Origin of the sequence: Streptomyces sp. H27-H1 (assembly GCF_026627445.1) — a bacterium.
Lineage (GTDB): Bacteria > Actinomycetota > Actinomycetes > Streptomycetales > Streptomycetaceae > Streptomyces.
Genome location: NZ_JAPNLJ010000037.1, coordinates 16,549 through 37,625, shown reverse-complemented (window position 1 = coordinate 37,625; position 21,077 = coordinate 16,549). Strand labels below are relative to the sequence as shown.

Annotated in this window: 21 protein-coding genes; 1 reads left to right on the top strand and 20 read right to left on the bottom strand. The window is 71.9% G+C overall.

Features of this window, described 5'->3' with window-relative positions; all coding sequences use genetic code 11:
• Positions 1–85 precede the first annotated feature (85 nt).
• From whiG to proS, 17 genes are all read right to left on the bottom strand, one after another.
• Positions 86–919: an RNA polymerase sigma factor WhiG gene (whiG, locus tag OTB20_RS31005; RefSeq protein WP_267753442.1), complete on the bottom strand. Its 834-nt coding sequence runs from the start codon at positions 917–919 to the stop codon at positions 86–88.
• Positions 920–1,158: 239 nt separating this feature from the next.
• On the bottom strand, positions 1,159–2,343 hold the full coding sequence (dprA, locus tag OTB20_RS31000) for a DNA-processing protein DprA (RefSeq protein ID WP_267822575.1): 1,185 nt from the start codon (positions 2,341–2,343) through the stop codon (positions 1,159–1,161).
• Positions 2,340–3,962 carry a YifB family Mg chelatase-like AAA ATPase gene (locus tag OTB20_RS30995; RefSeq protein ID WP_267822573.1) on the bottom strand — a complete coding sequence of 541 codons (1,623 nt, stop codon included), beginning with the start codon at positions 3,960–3,962 and terminating at the stop codon, positions 2,340–2,342. Before OTB20_RS30995 ends, dprA begins: the two co-directional genes overlap by 4 nt.
• Positions 3,962–4,333: a YraN family protein gene (locus tag OTB20_RS30990; protein WP_267822570.1), complete on the bottom strand. Its 372-nt coding sequence runs from the start codon at positions 4,331–4,333 to the stop codon at positions 3,962–3,964. Before OTB20_RS30990 ends, OTB20_RS30995 begins: the two co-directional genes overlap by 1 nt.
• A 104-nt stretch (positions 4,334–4,437) precedes the next feature.
• Positions 4,438–4,746, bottom strand: a complete 309-nt coding sequence (locus tag OTB20_RS30985; protein ID WP_005311352.1) for a DUF2469 domain-containing protein — start codon at positions 4,744–4,746, stop codon at positions 4,438–4,440.
• A gap of 55 nt (positions 4,747–4,801) precedes the next feature.
• Complete coding sequence (locus OTB20_RS30980; RefSeq protein WP_267822569.1) at positions 4,802–5,347, bottom strand: NUDIX hydrolase; 546 nt, start codon at positions 5,345–5,347, stop codon at positions 4,802–4,804.
• Positions 5,337–6,113 (bottom strand): signal peptidase I, encoded by a 777-nt coding sequence (gene lepB / locus OTB20_RS30975; RefSeq protein ID WP_267822567.1) that lies wholly within the window; start codon positions 6,111–6,113, stop codon positions 5,337–5,339. Before lepB (OTB20_RS30975) ends, OTB20_RS30980 begins: the two co-directional genes overlap by 11 nt.
• A gap of 44 nt (positions 6,114–6,157) precedes the next feature.
• Positions 6,158–7,072, bottom strand: a complete 915-nt coding sequence (lepB, locus tag OTB20_RS30970; protein ID WP_267822565.1) for a signal peptidase I — start codon at positions 7,070–7,072, stop codon at positions 6,158–6,160.
• 113 nt (positions 7,073–7,185) lie between these two features.
• Entirely contained in the window at positions 7,186–8,049 is an 864-nt protein-coding gene (lepB, locus tag OTB20_RS30965; RefSeq protein ID WP_324290435.1) for a signal peptidase I, read from the bottom strand.
• A complete protein-coding gene (gene lepB / locus OTB20_RS30960) occupies positions 8,042–8,788 on the bottom strand; it encodes a signal peptidase I (RefSeq protein ID WP_267822563.1) in 747 nt (248 codons plus the stop codon). The genes lepB (OTB20_RS30965) and lepB (OTB20_RS30960) overlap by 8 nt, the downstream gene beginning before the upstream one ends.
• A gap of 45 nt (positions 8,789–8,833) precedes the next feature.
• Positions 8,834–9,184, bottom strand: a complete 351-nt coding sequence (gene rplS / locus OTB20_RS30955) for a 50S ribosomal protein L19 (protein ID WP_267753487.1) — start codon at positions 9,182–9,184, stop codon at positions 8,834–8,836.
• Between the two features lie 134 nt (positions 9,185–9,318).
• The gene (gene trmD, locus OTB20_RS30950) at positions 9,319–10,140 is read right to left on the bottom strand and encodes a tRNA (guanosine(37)-N1)-methyltransferase TrmD (RefSeq protein ID WP_267822562.1); all 822 of its coding nucleotides are present in this window, start codon (positions 10,138–10,140) and stop codon (positions 9,319–9,321) included.
• Positions 10,140–10,697, bottom strand: coding sequence for a ribosome maturation factor RimM (rimM, locus tag OTB20_RS30945; RefSeq protein WP_267753489.1), 558 nt, complete (start codon positions 10,695–10,697; stop codon positions 10,140–10,142). The genes trmD and rimM overlap by 1 nt, the downstream gene beginning before the upstream one ends.
• An 81-nt stretch (positions 10,698–10,778) precedes the next feature.
• Positions 10,779–11,018: an RNA-binding protein gene (locus tag OTB20_RS30940; RefSeq protein ID WP_030708535.1), complete on the bottom strand. Its 240-nt coding sequence runs from the start codon at positions 11,016–11,018 to the stop codon at positions 10,779–10,781.
• Between the two features lie 2 nt (positions 11,019–11,020).
• Positions 11,021–11,464: a 30S ribosomal protein S16 gene (gene rpsP / locus OTB20_RS30935; protein WP_267753492.1), complete on the bottom strand. Its 444-nt coding sequence runs from the start codon at positions 11,462–11,464 to the stop codon at positions 11,021–11,023.
• A 191-nt stretch (positions 11,465–11,655) separates the two neighbouring features.
• On the bottom strand, positions 11,656–12,252 hold the full coding sequence (locus OTB20_RS30930; RefSeq protein ID WP_267753494.1) for a hypothetical protein: 597 nt from the start codon (positions 12,250–12,252) through the stop codon (positions 11,656–11,658).
• A gap of 202 nt (positions 12,253–12,454) precedes the next feature.
• Positions 12,455–13,867 carry a proline--tRNA ligase gene (gene proS, locus OTB20_RS30925; RefSeq protein WP_267822560.1) on the bottom strand — a complete coding sequence of 471 codons (1,413 nt, stop codon included), beginning with the start codon at positions 13,865–13,867 and terminating at the stop codon, positions 12,455–12,457.
• A gap of 131 nt (positions 13,868–13,998) precedes the next feature.
• Here proS and OTB20_RS30920 point away from each other — a divergent pair, with 131 nt between their 5' ends.
• A complete protein-coding gene (locus OTB20_RS30920) occupies positions 13,999–14,676 on the top strand; it encodes a methyltransferase type 11 (RefSeq protein ID WP_267822558.1) in 678 nt (225 codons plus the stop codon).
• A 103-nt stretch (positions 14,677–14,779) separates the two neighbouring features.
• On the opposite strand, the gene ftsH is transcribed toward OTB20_RS30920, so the two are convergent.
• The 3 genes from ftsH to OTB20_RS30905 all read right to left on the bottom strand — a co-directional run bounded on the left by ftsH (position 14,780) and on the right by OTB20_RS30905 (position 21,077).
• A complete protein-coding gene (gene ftsH / locus OTB20_RS30915) occupies positions 14,780–16,702 on the bottom strand; it encodes an ATP-dependent zinc metalloprotease FtsH (RefSeq protein ID WP_420716518.1) in 1,923 nt (640 codons plus the stop codon).
• A 155-nt stretch (positions 16,703–16,857) separates the two neighbouring features.
• Positions 16,858–18,432 carry a signal recognition particle protein gene (ffh, locus tag OTB20_RS30910; RefSeq protein WP_267822556.1) on the bottom strand — a complete coding sequence of 525 codons (1,575 nt, stop codon included), beginning with the start codon at positions 18,430–18,432 and terminating at the stop codon, positions 16,858–16,860.
• Between the two features lie 218 nt (positions 18,433–18,650).
• A complete protein-coding gene (locus OTB20_RS30905) occupies positions 18,651–21,077 on the bottom strand; it encodes a [protein-PII] uridylyltransferase (RefSeq protein WP_267822555.1) in 2,427 nt (808 codons plus the stop codon).

Below are 21,077 nucleotides of genomic sequence, written 5' to 3'. Positions count from 1 at the left end.
TGTACGGCAAGGCCGTCGCACGCTCGCCGCATTCCGGCCAACCCGCCCCGCCCGCACGCCTGGCCCCCCGAGGGCGGGCGCCCGCTCAGCGCCCGACGTCCGCCAGCTTCGCCCGCAGTTGCAGGACGGACTTGGTGTGGATCTGGCTGACGCGGCTCTCGGTGACTCCGAGGACGTTGCCGATCTCGGCGAGCGTGAGGCCCTCGTAGTAGTAGAGGGTCACCACCGTCTTCTCCCGCTCGGGCAGCGTGTTGATGGCCCGCGCCAGCAGCCGCCGCAGTTCCCGGTCCTCCGCGACCGCCACCGGATTGTCGGCGGCGGTGTCCTCGAGGGTGTCCATCAGGGAAAGGCGGTCACCCTCCCCGCCCACGTGCAGCAGCTCTTCCAGAGCGACCACGTTGGCGAGGGACAACTGGCTGAAGACCGCGTGGAGATCCTCCACGCCGATGCCCATCTCCTTGGCGACCTCGTGCTCGGTCGGGGTGCGCCGGAGCTGGGCTTCGAGGGTGGCGTAGGCCCGTTCGACGGCGCGGGCCTTCTGCCGCACCGAGCGCGGGATCCAGTCCAGGGCCCGCAGTTCGTCGATCATCGCGCCCCGGATCCGGGTGATCGCGTACGTCTCGAACTTGATGGACCGTTCGATGTCGAACTTCTCGATGGCGTCGATCAGTCCGAAGACTCCGGAGGAGACGAAGTCGGCCTGTTCCACATTGGGCGGCAGCCCGACGCTGACCCGGCCCGCCACGTACTTCACGAGCGGCGAGTAGTGCAGGATCAGCTGCTCCCGCAGCCGCTCGTCACCCGAGTCCTTGTACGAGCGCCACAGCACCTCCAGGGACGAGGGCGCGGTGGCTCGCTCGCTGCCGCGCGCAGCGGGGGGCACCGCAGCGCGGTCGGACCCTGAGGTGTGCTGGGGCATGCTTCGCCTTTGCCGGAGCTGGATTCCTTGGGAGCGTAGCGTGACGGAAGTGTCGCGGTGCGCGAAGAGTACGGGATCGCGCGGGCCCGCAAAGGCGCCCCGACTCGCGCGGGCGACCCGGGACCGGCGCCTGGCGCACGGTCCCGGCGGCTGCCACCGGGAAGACCGCGTCTCTCATCGGCTTCACTCTTTCACCGGAACACCCCAGGTCAGCGACCGCCTCGCCGGGTGCCTGCGGTTTATGCGCCTCCTCTCGGCCGCTTCGGGGTCAACTGCCAGCCGTCGCCCTGCCGTTCGACGAACCCCAGAGAGTGAAGTTCGTACAGTCTGCCGATGACTTCATCGGTGTCCGTGCCCGCCGCGAGGGCCAGCTCCTCCAGGTCGGCGAGCCGTCCCGCCGGGAGTGCGTCGAGTACCCGGACCGCGTCGGGGCCCAGCAGATCCCGGGCGATCACGGGGCCGCGCCGCTCCGGGGCCAGTTCGCCCATCCCCCCGACCAGCTCGATGACCTCCGCCGCGTCCGTGACCAGGGAGGCTTCACCGCGCAGCAGCTCGTGCACACCGGCGGAGAGCCCGCTGGTGGCCGGGCCGGGGACGCCCATGGTCAGCCTCCCCAGCGCCTGGGCGCGCCGGGCGGTGACCAGGGACCCGCTGCGATGGGCCGCCTCCACGACGACGGTGCCCCGGGTCAGGGCGGCGATGACGCGGTTGCGCAGGACGAACCGGCTCGGCGTGGGGTGGCTGCCCGGCGGCAGTTCGCCGAGGAGCAGCCCCTGGGCGGCGATCCGCCCGAGCAGTCCGGCGTGCCCGCGCGGGTATGGCACGTCCACCCCGCAGGCCAGCACGGCGGCCGTGGCTCCGCCGGCGGCGAGGGCCCCGCGGTGGGCGGCGCCGTCGATCCCGTAGGCGGCGCCCGAGACGACCACCCAGCCGCGCTCGGCGAGTGCGCCGGCCAGGCTCTGGGCCATGTGCACCCCGTACGGAGTACAAGCGCGGGCCCCGACCACCGCCACCGAGCGCAGTGCCCAGGTCCGCAGGCTCGGCCTGCCCCGCACCCACAGCCCGACGGGCCGGGCGTCGCCGAGGTCGTCCAGCTGACTCGGCCACTCCGCCGACCCGGGGCAGACGAAGCGGCCCCCGGCCTCGGCGACGGCCGCCAGGTCCCGCCGGGGGTCGGCCTGTGCGGCCCTGCGTCGGTATCCGGCGAGCCGCTCCCCGCCGACCCCGGGCAGTACTCCGGACTCCGCTGCGTGCCCGGTCAGCAGCCGTATCAGCCCGACGGCGCCGTACGCGCGCAGCCAGCGCCCGCCGTGCCCCTCCCCGGGCTCCAGGACCCGGGTGAGGGCGGCCCGGGCGAGCACCTCGTCCGCGGGCTCCGCCACCGGCTCCGGGCCGGGCGCGGGGGCGGGGGCGGGGGCGGTCATGAGGCGGCGTCCAGGTGCGCCGTGGCTCCGCGGGCGATTCCGGTGCGCAGTTCGAGGGCGACCGCGACGTCCAGGGCGTCGGGGCGGTCCCGGCTCCTCAAGTCGGCCACCGTCCAGGCGACTCGCAGTACCCGGTCGAGCCCTCGTGCGGTGAGCAGGCCGCGCTCCAGGTCCAGCTCCGCCTGGGCCAGCGCTCCCGGGGCGGCCGGCCAGCGGGTCCGCAGCTCGTGGCCGGGAACCTCCGCGTTGAGTCGCCAGGGCGTGCCGTCGAGCCGGGCCGCCGCCCGGTCCCGGGCCTCCCGGACCCGGCCCGCGACCACCGCCGTGGCTTCGCCGCGGCCACCGCGCCCCAGCAGATCGGAGCGGGTGACCGGCTCGACCACGACCCGCAGGTCCACCCGGTCCAGCAACGGCCCCGACAGCCGGGCCTGGTAGCGGCGGATCACCGAGGCCGGGCAGTCGCATCCGGCGCCGTGCAGGGTGTGCCGTCCGCATGGGCAGGGGTTGGCCGCCAGCACCAGCAGGAACCGGGCCGGCAGGCTTACCACCCCGGCGGCCCGGGCGATGACCACGCGCCCCGCTTCGAGGGGCTGGCGCAGGGCGTCCAGGGCCTTGGTGCTGAACTCCGCGGCTTCGTCCAGGAAGAGCACCCCCCTGTGCGCCAGGGAGACCGCTCCGGGCCTGGCCACACCGGCTCCGCCCCCGACGAGGGACTGCATGGTGGCCGAGTGGTGCGGGGCGCAGTAGGGGGGCCGGGTGACGAGCGGTTCGCCCGGGGGCAGGATTCCCGCGACCGAGTGGACGGCCGTGACCTCCAGGGAGTCCTGCCGGGTGAGCGGGGGCAGGATCCAGGGGATTCTCTCGGCCAGCATCGTCTTGCCCGCGCCCGGGGGCCCGCTCAGGAAGAGGTGGTGGCCCCCGGCCGCCGCCACCTCCAGGGCCCGGCGCGCCGCGTACTGTCCGGAGACGTCGGCGAGGTCCGGGAAGTCCCGGCCGTCGCCGGCCCGGGTGACTCCCGTGCCGAGTCCGGCTCCCGGGACGACCAGCCCGGCGAGCATCGGGTCCGGACGCCCCGGAGGATCCGGCGGATCCTCCTCGGGGACCACCCCGTCCGTGAGCACCGCGATCAATTGCCGCAGGCTGCGCACTCCGAGCACGGAGACGTCCGGGACGAGCATGGCTTCGGCAGCGCACTGCTGCGGGACCACCACCTGCCGGTACCCGGCCTCGGCGGCGGCGAGCACCGCCGGCAGGATCCCGCGGACGGGACGCACCCGGCCGTCCAGGCCCAGTTCCCCGATGAGGACGAGATCGGCGATCACCTTCGGGTCGATCACTTCCGCGGCGCCCAGGACGGCTGCCGCCACAGCGAGGTCGAAACCCGCGCCGCTCTTGGGGACCGACGCCGGGCTGAGGCCGACGGTGAGCTTCTTCTGCGGCCAGGCGGCGCCGGAGTTCACCACGGCCGCCCGGACCCGGTCCCGGCTCTCGACCAGGGTCTTGTCCGGCAGCCCCACCAGGGCGAAGGCGGCGACCCCGGGCTCCAGGTCGGCCTGGACCTCCACCACTACGCCGTCGACGCCCACGAGGGCGACCGAGCAGGCCCGTGCGAACCCCATCAGGCCGCCCCCCTGACGTGCTCCACCACGGGCCCGCCGCGCCGCGGCAGGAGGATGCCGACGAGGTCGATGCGCACTCCGCCCGGCGGTGGTCCCCCGTGGTCGGCCAGCCAGCGCCCGGCGAGCCTGCGCAGGCGCTCGGCCTTGGCTGGCCGCAGGGCGGCCATGGGATGCTCGAACTCCCCCGCCCGCCGGGTCTTGACCTCGCACACGACGAGGGCGTCCCCGTCCCGGGCGACGATGTCGATCTCCCCGCCGCGACATCGCCAGTTCCGCGCGATCACGGTCATCCCGGCCTCGGTGAGCCGCCGCGTCGCGAGATCTTCGCCGTACCGCCCCAATGCCTGTTGTGCCACGCCCTTCGCGTTCATCCGGCACCACCTCCGGCACCGACGATCCCGCGTCCCCGCCCACCTCGTGGATCTTGGTGGACAACCGGGGCGATGTGGACAACCCCGTCACCCCGGGGAGGGAATCAGCTGCCCGGAAGCTCGAGATCGCTCTTGTTGAGCTCCTCGATGTTCACGTCCTTGAAGGTCAGTACCCGCACCTGCTTGACGAAGCGAGCCGGCCGGTACATGTCCCAGACCCACGCGTCGGCCATCGAGACCTCGAAGAAGACCTCCCCCTGCACCGAGTGCACTTGCATCTCGTAATCGTTGGTGAGGTAGAAACGGCGTTCGGTCTCGATCACATACTTGAACAGCCCGACGACGTCGCGGTACTCGCGATAGAGCTTCAGCTCCATCTCGGTCTCGTACTTCTCGAGGTCCTCGGCACTCATGGCATGTTCCCCTTCAGCCGTGCGTCCCCCTATTGTGCGCCAGGCCCGTGCGCCCCTAAACGATTTCCGGGGCCAGGTTCACGGGCGCACCCGGGGGACCATCGTCGAGCAGCGTGCGGAGCAGCTCTGCGAGTCTGGTCGGGTACACCGTCTCATGTGCCGCAAGAAGTTCCTCGGAGGTCCACCACTTGGTGCCCGAGACGCTACGGCGCTCCAGCTCGGTGAGGCCGCCCAGCACGGTCGCCGTCTGTGTGGTCCGGGCCAGGAAGTACCACTCGTCCTGCTCCCAGCGGCGCCCGTCGAAGGGGAACGAGCAGTAGCGGTGCCACAGCACCGGCCCCAGCTGCACGCCGGTGATCCCGGTCTCCTCGGCGAGCTCGCGGAGCGCGGCCTGCTCCCGGGTCTCGGCCCCCTCGAGACCGCCGCCCGGGGTGAACCACCAGTCGTCCGCCGGGTCTTGCGGCTCGAATCCGTGCATCAGCAGGATCCTGTCCTGCGGGTCCAGCAGGATCACCCGCGCCACCTTGCGCGGCCCGGCCGGCCCACGCGACCCGGCCAGACCATCCGGCCCGGCCCCAGGCCCCGTCGCGTCAGCGGCCATCTGCCTGCTCCCGCCGCCGCCCGCGCCCGAGAACCCGTACGACCGGCCCGTACGCGGCTCCGAGCACCACCATGGCGGCTCCGGCCGCCACCGCGGCCACCTGGAGCCGCAGCGGCCCCGCCGTCGAGATCCCGCCGGGCAGGGCCGCGTAGGTCTTGGGCCGTTCCAGCATCGACATGGCAGGCCATGCGAGGGCGTCGACACGGGCCTTCACCGCCGAACGGGCCACCGTGCCCTGTCCGGCCTCCTCCAGGTGTGCCCGGGAGTCCAGCGAGGCTCCGCGCCGGTCACCGAGCAGGAAGAGGTTGCCCTCCGGCACCGTCACCTCGAACGGCGTCCGGGAGGCCGAGCCGCCCGGGGCGCCGGCCACGTCGAGCTTCTCCGCCTCGATGTACGGCTCGTCCAGCACCTTGCCGTTCACGGTGAGCCGTCCGCCGTCACCGCAGCACCTGACCGTGTCACCGCCGATGCCGACGACCCGCTTGACCATCGGCGAATCGCTCCACTGCTCGTCCTTGAAGATCACCACGTCCCCGCGGCGCACCTCTCCCCCGGTGATGCGCTGGGCCAGTACCCGGTCTCCGGGTTTCACCGTCGGCACCATCGAGTCGGTCGGCACCGTGTACGGCTGGTACACGACGGCTCCCCACACGAACCCGCCCAGGAAGAGCACAAAGCCGATGGCCACGGCTATTCCCGACAGTGTGCTGCCGAGAGCACCGCGGCCATCGCCGTCACCTGCTCGTATTGCTCGTGTTCCGCCCATTGCAAGCGCCCCCACACTCGGAGATCGTCGACCTGGGCGGCACCCTACCTGCCGGTAGGCCCCGCGGTCAGCCTCCGCCTGCGCCACAGCAGGACCGGCACGACGCCGGCGAAGCCGAGCGCGGCCGGTCCGAGCCCGACGGGCGCCAGCCCGGCGGCTCCCAGGCCGAGCGCGGTGGCCTTGGTCTGGTTGCCGATGCCCGGCTGGTCGAAGGTCTCCGGAACCGGCAGCGTGGACCAGCGGGTGATCGGCCAGGCGACCACCACGGCGCGTCCGACGACATCGCTGACGGGCACGAAGCCCTGGGTGGAGTCCTGCTGGTGGTAGCGGGAGTCCTGCGAGTTCTGCCGGTGGTCGCCCATCACCCAGATCTTGCCCTTGGGCACGGTGAGCGGCCCGAAGGGGAAGTCGTCGCAGGGGGTGTTGCCCGGGAAGATGTACGGCTCGTCGAGCTCCTTGCCGTTGACGACGACCGGTCCGCCCTTCTTGCACTCGACCGTGTCACCGCCGATGGCGATCGTCCGCTTGATCAGGTCCCGCTCCTCGGCGGACGGCATGAGGCCGATCCAGCTGAGGGCCTTCTGCGCGATGTTGGCGTCCGGGGTGGCTTCCCCGCTCAGCCAGTTCGACGGGTCGTGGAAGACCACGACCTCACCGCGCTCGGGCTCCGATCCGAACCACGGCGTCAGCTTGTCCACCAGCACCCGGTCGCCTCGCTGCAGGGTGTTCTGCATCGAGTCGGAGGGGATGGAGAACGCCTGCACCAGGAAGGTCTTGATCAGCAGAGCGAGCAGCAGGGCGATGCCGACCAGGAGCGGCAGCTCCTTCCAGAACGAACGGTGCGGGCGTGCCGCGGCGCCGTCCATCGCGTCGCCGTCGTTCTCCACGGCATCGCGCTTGACGGAGTCGTCCGGCTCCTCGCCGCCCTCGTCGCGTCCGGACCGCGCACCAACCGCCACGTCCCCCACATTCACTCCTCGTTCGGAAATCGACGCCCGGGCCTGATGCGGCACGGGCCCTCCCCTCCCCTAACGAGCGGGAGTTCCCGAAGGCGCGGGAGACCAAGGACACACTATGCGAATGAGGAGCCGCCCCGGCGCCTACGGGGCGCGCGACGGCCGCCGCGCGCCTGGTCGGGAACCATGCGGAAGGTGGCGGGCTGTTCCAGCCGGTGCCAGTGCCCGAACGGCCAGGCGATCACCACGGCCTGACCGACCACCCCGCTCTCGTCGATCGTGCCGTGGAAACCTTCGTCGAGGTGGTAGCGGGAGTCGGCGGAATTCGCACGGTGGTCGCCCATGACGAAGAGCCGGCCCACGGGCACCTGCACCTCGAAGCGGATCTCGGAGGGCGCGTTGCCCGGGTTCACGTACGACTCGTCGAGCGGCGATCCGTTGACGGTGACCCGGCCCCGGGCGTCGCAGCACTTCACGGTGTCCCCGCCGACGCCGATGACCCGCTTGATCAGGTCCTGTTCGTTCGCCGAGGGCAGCAGGCCGATGAAGGTGAGGGTCTGCTTGATCTGCTTGATCCCCACCGGGTCCTGCGCGGGCTGGACGCCGTCGCTGCCCAGCCAGCCTCCCGGGTCCTTGAACACGACGACCTCGCCGCGCTCGACCTTGGAGCCGAACCACGGGGTCAGCTTGTCCACCAGGACCCGGTCGCCGATCCGGATCGTCTGCTCCATGGAGCCCGACGGGATGAAGAAGGCCTGCACCAGGAAGGTCTTGAGGACCAGAGCGATGCACAGCGCGACCACCACCAGCAGGGGCAGCTCCCCCATCCGGCGGGTACGCCGTCTGCGCCGGACCCGGCGGGCCAGGCGCCTGCGGTCGGCCCGGCCGCCCGGCTCCGCCGGCTCGGCTCCCGCTTCGTGCTCCGGCTCCGCGTCCGCGCCCTCGTCCCGGTCGTCCCGCGAGCGCCCGCGGCTACCCACGACCACCGCCCACGGAACCAACGCCGCCCCAGCGTGACACCGGCCAGCCGATCCAGTCGGCCCGCCCGATCACCTTCTCCACCGGCACCATCCCCCCGCCCGGCTCGCCCAGGTGGTCCCGTGAATCCCGGGACTGGGAACGATGATCACCCATGACCCACAGGCTCCCAAGGGGCACGACGATACGGAACGGCACTTTCGATCCCGAGTCGCCGGGAAAGAGGTACGGCTCGTCCAGCAGCACCCCGTTGACCTTGATCCGGCCGTTCTCGTCGCACACCACGTCGTCCCCGCCGACGCCCACGACCCGCTTCACGAAATCGGTGTCCGAGGGCTCGGCCAGCCCGAGCGCCGAGGCGACGCCGTGCACGGCGTCGCCGACCGGATTCCCGGCCGGGGCCTCACGTACGAAGGAGCCCGTGCCGTCGAAGACCACGACGTCCCCGCGCTCCGGCGGGCCGCCGAAACGGTACGCCAGCTTGTTGACCAGGACCCGGTCGCCGACGGCGAGCGTGGGCTCCATCGAGCGGCTCGGGATCAGGAAGGGCTGGAGCACGAAATTGCTGAGCAGCAGCAGGAAGACGGTGCAGGCCGCGCCGAGCAGCCCGGCCCGCCGCCAGGTCAGCCACCCGGACCTGCCTGGGCCCGGGGCCGCCCCGGAAAACACGAAACGCGACCTCTCCTCCCCCTCGTCGGGGGAAGAGTGGCCGCGCTGCGTGTGAGGTGCTTCGGTGTCCATCGGGGGGAGAGCCTATCCGGCCTTCCCCTGAACCCCGGGAGCAGATCAGCGGTCGCGCTTCTCCTTGATCTTCGCGGCCTTGCCGCGGAGCTCACGGAGGAAGTACAGCTTGGCGCGACGCACGTCACCGCGGGTGACGAGCTCGATCTTCTCGAAGATCGGGGAGTGGACCGGGAAGGTGCGCTCCACGCCGACGCTGAAGGAGACCTTGCGGACCGAGAAGGTCTCGGAGACGCCGGCGCCCTGACGGCGGATGACGACACCCTTGAACTGCTGGATACGGGAGCGGTTGCCCTCGATCACGCGGACGTGAACGTTGACGGTGTCACCCGGGCGGAAGGCCGGGACGTCCGAGCGCAGGGTGGCGGCGTTGACGCCATCGAGCAGGTGAGACATGGGATTCGTCTGCTTTCTTCGCATGACGCCACAGGCCGCCGATGCGGGGTTTCCGTAGAGAATTCGGGAGCTGCGGGACTCGGCGGGCGACTGTCCCCCTGTGGCAGGGGCGCACGCGAGCACACAGCAGCCGCCTATTCTTCCACGGCCTGGGGCCTGCGCCAAAATCGGCCGTCGGGAGACGGCTTCCAGCCGAGGATGCTCAGCAGCTCGCGGTCCTTCTTGTCGAAGGCGGAGGCCTCGCAGCGCTCGATCAGATCCGGGCGGTTGCTCGCCGTACGGCGGAAGGCCTCGTCGCGGCGCCAGCGGGCGATCTTGCCGTGGTGGCCGCTGACCAGCACGTCCGGGATCCCGTGGCCGCGCCACTGCGGAGGCTTGGTGTAGACGGGCCCCTCCAGCAGGTTGGCCATGTCCCCGGCCGCGAAGGAGTCGTCGCGGTGCGATTCGGCGTTGCCGAGCACCCCGGGGAGCAGCCGGGCCACGGCCTCGGTGACGACCAGGACGGCCGCCTCGCCCCCGGCCAGGACGTAGTCGCCGATGGACACCTCGTAGACCGGGAGGCGTGTGGCGTACTCGTCCATGACCCGGCGGTCGATGCCCTCGTACCGGGCCGGGGTGAAGATCAGCCAGGGGCGCTCGGAGAGCTCGACGGCCAGTTCCTGGGTGAACGGCCGGCCGCTGGGGGTGGGGACGACGATGACGGGCCCGTGCGCGCCCGCCTCGTAGCCGTCGGCCAGCGCCGCGTCCAGGGCCTCGCCCCAGGGCTCGGTCTTCATGACCATGCCGGGACCGCCGCCGTACGGGGTGTCGTCCACCGTGTTGTGCCGGTCGTACGTCCAGTCCCGCAGGTCGTGGACGTGTACGTCGAGCTGCCCGCGCGCCCGGGCCTTGCCGACCAGGGAGACGTTGAGCGGTTCCAGGTACTCGGGGAAGATCGTGACGACGTCGAGACGCATCAGGCGTCTTCCCCGTCCTCGTCCCGGGTCGAGACGACGACCGCCTCGTGCTCGTCGATGAGCCCGGGCGGCGGGGTGATCACGCAGCGCTGCTCGGCGAGGTCGATCTCGGCGACGATCTCCTCGACGAAGGGGATCATCACCTCGGTGCCGTCCGGCCGCTCGACGATGAACAGGTCCTGCGTGGGCAGGTGGGAGATCTCGGTGATCCGGCCGATCTCCGTACCGTCCTGCAGGACCACGTCGAGGTCCATCAGCTGGTGGTCGTAGTACTCGTCGGGCTCGGCCGGCAGCTCCTCCGGGTCCACGTCGGCGATGAGCAGGATGTTGCGCAGCGCCTCGGCGCCGGTGCGGTCCTTGACCCCCGCGAAGCGCAGCATCAGCCTGCCGCTGTGCACCCGGCCCGTTTCGATGGTCAGCGGTCCGGCCGCCGCCGGGTCGGTCCGTAGGACGGCACCGGGCCCGAGCCGCTGCTCGGGCTCGTCGGTACGCACCTCTACGCTGACCTCACCCTTGATCCCGTGGGCGCGGCCGATCCGCGCGACTACCAGCTCCACTGTGTGTCTCTCCTGTTCAGACGACGACGGGCCGGGGCGGGCACGTATGCCCTCCCCGGCCCGTGCCGGTGATTCAACTTCTCAGCGAACCTGGTCCACGTCGACGAGGTCGACGCGGATCCCCCGGCCGCCGATGGCGCCCACGACGGTACGCAGAGCACGTGCGGTGCGGCCGTTGCGGCCGATCACCTTGCCGAGGTCGTCGGGGTGGACCCGAACCTCCAGCACCTGCCCGCGGCGCAGGTCGCGCGAGGCGACCTGCACTTCGTCGGGGTTGTCCACGATGCCCTTCACGAGGTGCTCAAGAGCCTCCTCGAGCATGCTCAGGCCTCGGTCGACTCGGCGGTCTCGGCCTCAGCCTCGTCCGCCTTCTTGTCGGCCTTCTTCGCCTTCTGGGTGATGGCTTCGCCCTTGCCCTCGCCGATGCCCTCGAGGGCCTTGGCGAACTCTTCGAAGGTGCGACGCTTGTTTTCCTTCGTCGCCGGCTGCAGCAGCGGCGCGGGGGCCGGAAGGCCCTTGTGCGCCTGCCAGTCACCGGTGAGCTTCAGGATGGCGAGCACAGCCTCGGTGGGCTGGGCGCCGACGGACAGCCAGTACTGCGCACGCTCGGCGTTGACCTCGATGCGCGACGGGTTGTACGTCGGGTGGTAGATACCGATCTCTTCGATCGCGCGACCGTCCCGACGGGTACGGGCGTCGGCGACGACGATGCGGTAGTGCGGCTGGCGAATCTTGCCGAGGCGCTTGAGCTTGATCTTGACTGCCACTGGAGTGGTGTCTCCTGAACTTGACGTGGTTGGGCACATGAGATGCCACGTGGGGTTGCGGTACTCGGGTGCCCGATGGACGCGTCAGCCGGAGGAGAGAGGGGTCCTATGCGACTGTCGAGTACAGCTAGCCATTGTGCCACACGCCCGCGGCGCGCTCGGCCGGGCGGTCGCGGAGCCCGCCCGCCGGGTCAGGAGGCCACCGCGATGGCCACTTCGGGGATGCGGAAGGGCTTCATGCAGCCTCCGCAGACGATCGGGGCCTGAGCCAGCACGGACGGGACCACGCGCACGTTGCGCCCGCAGTCGCAGACCGCTTTGACGCGGACGCCGCCGCCGGAGGACCCGTGCCGGGCGGCCGGGCCGCGGAAGCTGCGCTTGGTGTCGGCGGCCGTGGCGACCGTATGGGCTTTCAGTGCGCGATGGAGGCGCTCCATGGTGGGCCGGTAGCGCCTCTTCGCCTCGGGGTTGAGCGAGACCAGGGAGAAGCCGCTGCTCGCGTGTGGCTCGTCGGTGTGGTCCAGCCCCATCTCCTCGGCGATCGCGAGGAACCTGCGGTTGTGGTAGCGGCCGGCGCGCGAAGTGTCACGCACTCCGCGGGCTGCGGCGATGCCGTGGACTGCCTCGTGCAGCAGTCGCTCGAAGGAGAGCTCGGCGCCGCAGGCGGACGAGGACTCTCCGATCAGGGACTCGGGCGCGGCAAGGTCAGGCAGCTCGGAGTGGTACCGCTGAATATCGGCCCACGCCTGCGCCAGCTCTGCGGCGAGAACAGGTGGTGTCGTGCTCACGTCGTGACAACGAGCCGGGGTGCCCCGGTGTTCCGATTCCGGGCCATTCCAAATTTTTTGCACGTACCAGTCAGTTCAGTCTCATGCGTCCCGACGAGGACGGGTGCGCATATCTCGGGAGGAGTCGGTACGTAACGACGACTACACCCCGGCGCGCGACGGATGCCGCGCGCCGGGGTGTGGGAACCGTCGGCCGGTCCGGCTAGTACGAGCGCGCGACGATCGCCAGGTTGCCGGGGGCGTCGTCCGCCTGCGGGACCGACCCGTCCTCGGCGATCAGGCAGCGCACGGAGACGGCCTGCTCGGCGAGCTTGGCCTCGCCCTCGGGGCCGAGGTCGGCCCACGGGATCCGCGCCCAGCCGCCGGCGATGGCGGCCTCGGCGGCCTCCTCGATGGTCGCGACGTCGGAGGTACGGGACACCCGGCGCTCGCGGGACTCGCGCAGCAGCTGCGCCTGATCCTCCTCCAGCACCTTGGGCAGCAGGGCGGCGAGCTCGGAGATCTGCACGGCCTCCTTGCCGCCCGGGATCCGGCGGGCCAGCATCGCGGTGCCGGCCTCCAGGTCGCGGGGGCCGATCTCGACGCGGACCGGTACGCCCTTGAGCTCCCAGTCCACGGCGCGGCGGCCGAAGGGGGTGTCGACGCGGTCGTCGACGAACACCCGCAGGCCCGCGGCCTTGAGCTGGGCGCCCAGCTCGCGGACCTTGGCCACGGCCTCGTCGCCCTTGATCGCCATGACGACGACCTGGACGTGGGCGAGGCGCGGCGGGACCCGCAGGCCGTTGTCGTCGCCGTGCGACATGATCAGGCCGCCGACCATGCGGGTGGAGACGCCCCACGAGGTCTGCCAGACGAGCTCCTGCTTGCCTTCCTTCGACAGGTACTGCGTGTTGAAGGCCTTGGCGAAGTTGGTGCCGAGCTCGTGGCTCGTGCCGAGCTGCAGGGCCTTGCCGTCGCCCATCATGCCCTCGAGCGTGAGGGTGTTGATGGCGCCGGCGAAGCGCTCCTTGGCGGTCTTGCGGCCGAGCACGACGTCGATGCCGAGCACGTTCGTCATGAAGTCGCCGTAGACGTCCGTGTGGATGCGCGCCGCGTAGTCGCGGGCTTCCTCGTAGGTGACGTGGGCCGTGTGGCCCTCCTGCCAGAGGAACTCGCTCGTACGGAGGAACACGCGCGGGCGCATCTCCCAGCGGACCACGTTCGCCCACTGGTTGATCAGCAGGGGCAGGTCGCGGTAGCTCTGGACCCACTTGGAGAAGTACTCGTTGACGATCGTCTCGGAGGTGGGCCGGACGACGACCGGCTCGTCCAGCTCCTTGCCGCCGCCGTGCGTAACCACCGCGAGCTCGGGGGCGAAGCCCTCGACGTGCTCCGCTTCCCTCGTCAGGTACGACTGCGGGATGAACAGCGGGAAGTACGCGTTCTGGGCGCCCGCGTCCTTGATGCGCGCGTCCATCTCCTGCTGCATCCGCTCCCACAGCCCGTAGCCGTACGGTCGGATGACCATGGTGCCGCGTACCGGACCGTTGTCGGCCAGCTCGGCCTTGTTGATCAGATCCTGGTACCAGCGGGGGAAATCCTCCGCCTGGGGGGTGAGAACGGGTGCCTTTGCCATGGCGCGAATGTTACGGCGCCCGGAGTACCGAGCGTGAATCGGGTGGCGCGCTCCTCTGGACGCGAAGACGAATCGGGAGTTCTCTGGCAACGGGGGCATGGGGGCGACAAGGAATCAGGAGCGCTCTTTCGATGACACCGACGCCAACGGCGACGCTCGCCGCCCGGGACTGGGCGGAAATCCAGGAACGGATGCTGGTACCGCTGTACGAGGCGGTCTACGACCGACTGGAGGTCGGGCCGGGCGACCGGCTGCTGGGCCTCGACTGCGGGGCCGGACTGGCCTTGCTGCTGGCCTCGGGCCGGGGAGCCCTGGCCACGGGTGTGGAGACGGATCCGGCACGCCGGACGCTGGCCCGGGAGCGCCTCTTGGAGGTCCTGGCGGCCCCGCCCGCGCCCGCTGTGCCGTACGACGTCCTGCTGGCCTTCTCGCCCACCCCGCGCGCCCTGGCCGCCGCCCTGCCGGCGCTGCGCCGGCCCGGCGGCACGGTGGTGCTGGCCGACTGGGGTCCGGCGGAGCGGTGCACGGTGCCGTCGGTCCTGGGCGGCGGGCCTGCGGCGCGGGATCTCGACGCGATGGCGGCCGCGGCCGGGCTGGTGCCGGACGGATCGGGGAGGGTGTTCTGCCCGTTCGGGTACGCCGACGTGGACAGCGCGGTGCGCGGGCTGATGTCGACGGGGCTGTACGAGTGCTCCGACACGGTGCAGGTGGAGAAGGAACTGACGGAGGCTCTCCACCCGTACGAACGGGGCGACGGCGCCGTCTGGCTGCCCAACATCTTCCGGTACGTGATCGCCCGAACGGCCTAACGCCGCCGTGGGGGGGGCGGGGGCCGGCCCGCCCCGCGGGGGCGCGGGGGCCCGCCCGGCCTCCCCCCGCCGGGGGGGGCCGTGCCCCGCCCCCCCACGGCGGTTACTTGTGGAGCCGGGGGATGCCGGCGGCGGCGTAGGCGGCCGCCTCGTCCAGGGTTTCGTTCGCCATCAGCGCCTGCGCGAGGGCTTCCAGCTTGTCGCGGTTCTCGACCAGCAGGCGGCAGGCCGTCTCGTAGCACTCGTCGACGATCCGGCGCATCTCGTGGTCCACCGCGTCGAGGGTGGCGGGGGCCGCGGAGAGGCCGTAGGGGCTCTGTCCGTCCGAGGGGATCGCGGTGAGCCGGCCGATGCGTTCGCTCATGCCCCAGCGGCCGACCATGCCCCGGGCGATGTTGGTGACCTGTTCGAGGTCGTTCTCCGCTCCGGTGGTGATGACTTCGTAGACCACCTGTTCGGCGGCCATGCCGCCGAGCGCCCCGATGATGCGGCCGCGCAGGTACTCCTCGGTGTAGGCGTACCGGTCCGACTCCGGGGTGGAGAGGGTGACTCCGAGCGCCCGTCCGCGCGGGACGATGGTGATCTTGCGGACCGGGTCGGCGCCGGGCTGGAGCATGCCCAGCAGGGCGTGCCCGCTCTCGTGGTACGCGGTGCGCAGGCGTTCCTCGTCCGCCATCACCAGCGGCCGTTCCGCTCCGAGCTGGACCTTCTCCAGCGCGTCGGAGAGATCCGACTGGGTGACTTCGGTCTGCTGGCGCTTCACCGCGAGCAGGGCGGCCTCGTTGGCCAGGTTGGCCAGATCGGCTCCGGTCATGCCCGGGGTCGTACGGGCCACTTGCGCGAGGTCGACGCCGGTGGCGAGCGGGATGTCCCTGGTGTGGATGCGCAGGATGGCTTCACGCCCGCTCTTGTCGGGCGGGGAGACCATGACGGTGCGGTCGAAGCGTCCCGGCCGGGTCAGCGCCGGGTCCAGGACGTCGGCCCGGTTGGTCGCGGCGAGGACGATCACGCCCTCGGAGCCGGAGAAGCCGTCCATCTCGGTGAGGATCTGGTTCAGGGTCTGCTCGCGCTCGTCGTGGCCGCCCATGGCCGCGCCGCCGCCGCGCGCCCGCCCGATGGTGTCGATCTCGTCGATGAAGACGATGGCGGGGGCCACCTTGCGGGCCTCGGAGAAGAGTTCGCGCACCCGGGAGGCGCCGACGCCGACGATCATCTCGATGAACTCGGAGGCGGAGGCGGAGAAGAACGGCACCCCGGCCTCGCCGGCCACCGCGCGGGCGAGCAGGGTCTTGCCCGTGCCGGGCGGGCCGGCGAGCAGGACGCCGCCGGGCATCCGGGCGCCCATCTTGCGGTACTCGTCCGGGTTCTTGAGGAAGTCCACGACGTCGTTGAGTTCGCCCTCGACCTCGTCGATGCCGGCCACGTCCTCGAAGGTCGTGCGCTTGACGCCCTCGAGTTCGACCGGCTTGGGCGGGGCCTTGCGTCCCAGCCCGCCCATGCCCCCGCCCATGGCCGAGCCCATCCGGCGGGCGATGACCACCCACAGGAGGACCAGCAGCAGCATCGGGGCCAGGGAGATGAGCAGGTTGGCCAGGAAGCTGCGCTGCTCGACGACCGGGGAGGCGGTGACGACGACGTTCTGCTTGGTGAGGTTGGCCCACAGGTCGTCGTCGGCGAAGGCGGGCCGCTGGGAGACGAACTTGGTGTAGTCGCCCTTCCCGCCGTCCGGCACGGGCTGTTTGGCCTTCAGCTGCCCCTGGATGGCGTCGCCCTTGGAGTAGATCTTCGAGACGTTGCCGTCGGCGACCTGCTTGCTGAACTCCGTGTACGAGATGGTCGGCTCGTCGCCCTCGTTGAAGAAGGAGAGCACCAGGTTCGTGATCAGGTAGACGATCAGGGCGGTGAGGATCAGGCCGCGCCAGCCGCCGGGCATGCGTTTCTTGGGGGGCGGGGCGGGGGGTGCGCCTTCGGAGCGCCAGGGCGTATCGGCCCGGTCGCGGGGCGGTACGGGGGTGGGGCTGGGCACGTGGCCTCCTTCTGCCGTCCTCCCGGCCGACCATAAGCGACAAACCGGATCATCGCTCGGGTGTGCGGCCCAGGTGGTCGCGGCCCGCTCCGGACACGGGGAAGGGCCCCGACACCGGTCGGGGCCCTTCGCCGTACCTCGCCGTGCTCGCGCGGCTACTTCATGAACTTCTTGAACTCGTCCGGGAGGTCGAAGTCCTGAGGCGCCTGGCCCCCGCCGGCCGGAAGGCCGAACGGGTTGCCGCCGGCGGCGGGCTCGGCCGCGTCCGGGCCGGCCTCGCGGCGCGCGGCTGCCGCGGCCTCTTCTTCCTTGCGCTTCATCGGGTTGCCGCTCTTGCGCTTGCCCTTGGCCTGCTTGACCTGCTTCTTCTGGCGGCCGGGGCCGCCACCCATCCCGGGGATGCCGGGCATGCCCGGCATACCGCCGCCCTGGGCCATGCGGGACATCATCTTGCGGGCCTCGAAGAACCGCTCGACCAGCGACTTCACGGCGCTGACCTCGACACCGGCGCCCTTGGCGATACGGGCGCGGCGCGAGCCGTTGATGATGTGCGGGTCCTGGCGCTCGGCCGGGGTCATCGACTTGATGACGGCGGCGGTGCGGTCCACGTCGCGCTCGTCGATGTTGTTGATCTGGTCCTTGATCTGCCCCATGCCGGGAAGCATGCCGAGCAGCTTGGAGATGGAGCCCATCTTGCGGACCTGCTCCATCTGGGCCAGGAAGTCGTCGAGCGTGAACTCCTTCGGCCCCTTCGCCAGCTTCGCCGCCATCTTCTCGGCTTCGTCCTGGCTGAACGTCTTCTCGGCCTGCTCGATCAGGGTGAGCATGTCACCCATGTCGAGGATCCGGCCCGCCATGCGGTCCGGGTGGAAGGCGTCGAACTCGTCGAGCTTCTCGCCGTTCGAGGCGAACATGATCTGCTTGCCGGTGACGTGCGCGATGGAGAGCGCGGCACCACCACGGGCGTCGCCGTCGAGCTTGGAGAGCACGACGCCGTCGAAGCCGACGCCGTCGCGGAAGGCCTCGGCGGTGTTGACCGCGTCCTGGCCGATCATCGCGTCGACGACGAAGAGGATCTCGTCCGGGCTGACGGCGTCGCGGATGTCCGCGGCCTGCTGCATCAGCTCCTGGTCGATGCCGAGGCGGCCGGCGGTGTCGACGACGACCACGTCGTACTGCTTGGTGCGCGCGTACTCGATGGAGTCCTTGGCGACCTGGACCGGGTCACCGACGCCGTTGCCCGGCGACGGCGCGTAGACGGCCACGCCGGCGCGCTCGGCCACGACCGAGAGCTGGTTGACGGCGTTGGGGCGCTGGAGGTCGCAGGCGACGAGGAGCGGGGTGTGACCCTGCCCCTTCAGCCACAGGCCGAGCTTTCCGGCGAGGGTGGTCTTACCGGCACCCTGGAGGCCGGCGAGCATGATCACGGTGGGCGCGGTCTTGGCGAAGCGCAGCCGCCGGGTCTCGCCACCGAGGATGGAGACCAGCTCGTCGTTGACGATCTTGAGGACCTGCTGGCCCGGGTTCAGGGCCTTGGAGACCTCTTCGCCGCGGGCGCGCTCCTTGACGTTCGCGATGAAGGAGCGGACGACGGGGAGTGCGACGTCGGCCTCGAGGAGGGCGATACGGATTTCCCGCGCCGCAGCGTCGATGTCCTGCTCGGAGAGGCGGCCTTTGCCCCGGAGGGACTTGAAGGTCGCGCTGAGGCGGTCGGAAAGCGTATCGAACACGGTGGTCGCGATTCCTCGGGTCGGGGGCGTGTGGTCGTCCCCCAGGGTATCGGGCCGCGCCACCTGCCTGGCCCTGCGGGCACCAATCCCCTGCCCGCTCTTCCCCCGTTGCCCGGCGCGCCGCCCCGGACCCCGGTCCGCGAACGCCGGACGGGCCGGATTTTCCGGCCCGTCCGGCGTTCTCCCCCGCCGCGTTCTCCCCCGCCGCTCTCGTCCCGCTACTTCAGGGCCGACTCCACCGAGGCGGCCAGGGCGGCCGCGGCCGCGGGATCCAGCGGCTTGCCTTCCCCCGTGGTCACGTACAGCGTGTCCACGGCATTCGCCCCGAGCGTCGAGACGTGCGCGCTGCGGACCCGGGCGCCGCAGGACTCCAGCGCCCGCCCGATCCGGTGCAGCAGCCCGACCGCGTCGGGCGCGCGCACCTCCAGGACCGTGGCCAGGGAGGAGACCTCGGGGACCACCGTGACCCGGGGCGGCGGCGGGACCACCCCCCGCCGGCGCGGGTACGCCGCCTCGCGGTCAGCCAGCTTCGCCGGGACGTCGAGCGAGCCGTCGAGGGCCCGTACGAGATCGCTGCGCAGCCGCGCCGCCTCGGGCAGGGCCCCGTACTCCGCCGCCACCCGCCACCGCAGGACCAGCACCTCGCCCAGCTGGTCCGGGAGCTCCAGCGAGCGCAGGTCGGCCGCCCGGACGGTGAGCCGGTGCAGGGCCAGTACGCCGGCCACCGCGGGAAGCACCCCCGGCTGGTCGGGGACGGCCACCACCAGTTCCACCCCGACCGCGTCCTCTTCCTGGCGGGCGTGCAGGGCCAGTACCGGCTCCCCGGTGCGCAGCGCCTCCACCGCCAGGCGCTCCTGCTCCGTGCTCGGGATCTCCAGCGCCGTCGCCGCCGGGGCCGCCCCCGCCAGTACGGCGGCGACCCGCGCGACCAGGTCCGCCACGAGGGACCCGCGCCACGCGCTCCACGCCGCCGGGCCGGTGGCCAGCGCGTCGGCCTCCGTGAGCGCGTGCAGGATCTCCAGCGTGCCGGGCGAGCCGACCGCCTCCGCGACCGCCTTCACCGTGGCCGGGTCGTCCAGGTCCCGTCGCGTGGCGGTGTCGATCAACAGCAGGTGGTGGCGTACCAGCGCGCCCAGCACGGCGACGTCCTCCGCGTCGAAGCCCACCCGCAGCGCCATGTCCCGCGCGATCGTCTCGCCCGCCACCGAGTGGTCGCCGGGCCATCCCTTGCCGATGTCGTGCAGCAGCGAGGCCATCAGGAGGAGGTCGGGGCGGCCCACCCGGCGGGTCAGCGCCGAGGCCCGGACCGCCGTCTCGACGAGGTGGCGGTCCACGGTCCAGGTGTGCACCGGGTTGCGCTGCGGCCGGCACCGCACCCGCTCCCAGTCGGGCAGCAGCTTCGTGATGATCCCCTCGGCCTCCAGCGCCTCCCACACGGCCACCGTCGGCTCCCCCGCGCCCAGCAGGGTCAGCAGCTGCTCCCGGGCCTCGGCCGGCCACGGCACCGGCAGCGGCTTCGACTGCGCCGCGAGCCTGCGTACCGCGTGCAGCGAGACGGGCAGTCCCGCCTGGGCGGCCGCCGCCCCGAACCGCAGGGGCAGCACCGGGTCCCGGTCCGGCCGCGCGGCCAGGGCCAGTACGGCCTCGCCGTCGGACTCCACGACGCCTTCGGCGAGCGGGGCCCGCTCGGGCACGGTGCTGCGGGTGCCGAGCAGGCCGCGGAGCCGGGGGCGGGCGGACCGCGCCCGGAGCACGCGCCCGACCTCGCGCCAGGTCACGTCACCGGCGTACGAGACCACCCGCGCGGCCTCGTACACCTCCCTGAGCAGGGCGTCGGCGTCGAGCAGACCGAGCTGCGCCGCGACGGGTGTCTGTTCCTGGAGGGAGAGCCGGTCGGTGGCGCGGCCGGTCACCAGGTGCAGCGCGTCCCGGGCGTCGAGCAGCCGGCGCCGGGCTTCGGTGAGGCCCTCGCGGGGGGCGTCGGCCAGCCAGGACGCGGCGACGGCCCGCAGCGCGGTGACGTCGCGCAGTCCCCCGCGGGCCTCCTTGAGGTCGGGTTCCAGCAGGAACCGGAGCTCCCCGGCGCGCTCGGCCCGCTCGCGGCACAGGGAGTGCAGTTGCGGGAGCCGCTTGGCGGCTTGATTCCGCCAGTCCGCCAGGACGGAGGTGCGCAGTCCCGCGAGGAGCCCGGCGTCGCCCGCGACGGGCCGGGCGTCGAGCAGTCCGAGGTGCACCTTGAGGTCTTCGGCGGCGGTCTTGCGGGCTTCGCCGGGGGTGCGCACCGAGTGGTCGAGGGCGACGCCCAGGTCCCAGACGGGGTACCAGAGCCGGTCGGCCAGGGCGCTGAGCGCGCGCGGTTCGGCCTTGCCGTCGTGGAGCAGGACCAGGTCGAGGTCGCTGCGCGGGGAGAGTTCGGCGCGGCCGTAGCCGCCGACGGCGACGAGGGTGGCGCCCCGCACGCCCGTCTCCCGTACGGCGGTGGTGAACAGCGCCTTCAGCCAGTCGTCGGTCAGGGCTGCCAGGGCGGAACGCCGGGAAGGCCCGGACTGCGACTCCTCCTGGAGGAGTCGCAGCCGGGCCGCGGCGTAACCGCTGGGTGCCTGGTCGGCCGTGTTGCCGTCCGTGGTCTCTTCGACGCTCGTCAA

Coding starts and splice junctions, on each gene's coding strand:
- whiG (WP_267753442.1), bottom strand. CDS start 919: ATGCCCCAGCACACCTCAGGGTCCGACCGCGCTGCGGTGCCCCCCGCT.
- dprA (WP_267822575.1), bottom strand. CDS start 2,343: ATGACCGCCCCCGCCCCCGCCCCCGCGCCCGGCCCGGAGCCGGTGGCG.
- OTB20_RS30995 (WP_267822573.1), bottom strand. CDS start 3,962: ATGGGGTTCGCACGGGCCTGCTCGGTCGCCCTCGTGGGCGTCGACGGC.
- OTB20_RS30990 (WP_267822570.1), bottom strand. CDS start 4,333: ATGAACGCGAAGGGCGTGGCACAACAGGCATTGGGGCGGTACGGCGAA.
- OTB20_RS30985 (WP_005311352.1), bottom strand. CDS start 4,746: ATGAGTGCCGAGGACCTCGAGAAGTACGAGACCGAGATGGAGCTGAAG.
- OTB20_RS30980 (WP_267822569.1), bottom strand. CDS start 5,347: ATGGCCGCTGACGCGACGGGGCCTGGGGCCGGGCCGGATGGTCTGGCC.
- lepB (WP_267822567.1), bottom strand. CDS start 6,113: ATGGGCGGAACACGAGCAATACGAGCAGGTGACGGCGATGGCCGCGGT.
- lepB (WP_267822563.1), bottom strand. CDS start 8,788: ATGGACACCGAAGCACCTCACACGCAGCGCGGCCACTCTTCCCCCGAC.
- rplS (WP_267753487.1), bottom strand. CDS start 9,184: ATGTCTCACCTGCTCGATGGCGTCAACGCCGCCACCCTGCGCTCGGAC.
- trmD (WP_267822562.1), bottom strand. CDS start 10,140: ATGCGTCTCGACGTCGTCACGATCTTCCCCGAGTACCTGGAACCGCTC.
- OTB20_RS30940 (WP_030708535.1), bottom strand. CDS start 11,018: ATGCTCGAGGAGGCTCTTGAGCACCTCGTGAAGGGCATCGTGGACAAC.
- proS (WP_267822560.1), bottom strand. CDS start 13,867: ATGGCAAAGGCACCCGTTCTCACCCCCCAGGCGGAGGATTTCCCCCGC.
- OTB20_RS30920 (WP_267822558.1), top strand. CDS start 13,999: ATGACACCGACGCCAACGGCGACGCTCGCCGCCCGGGACTGGGCGGAA.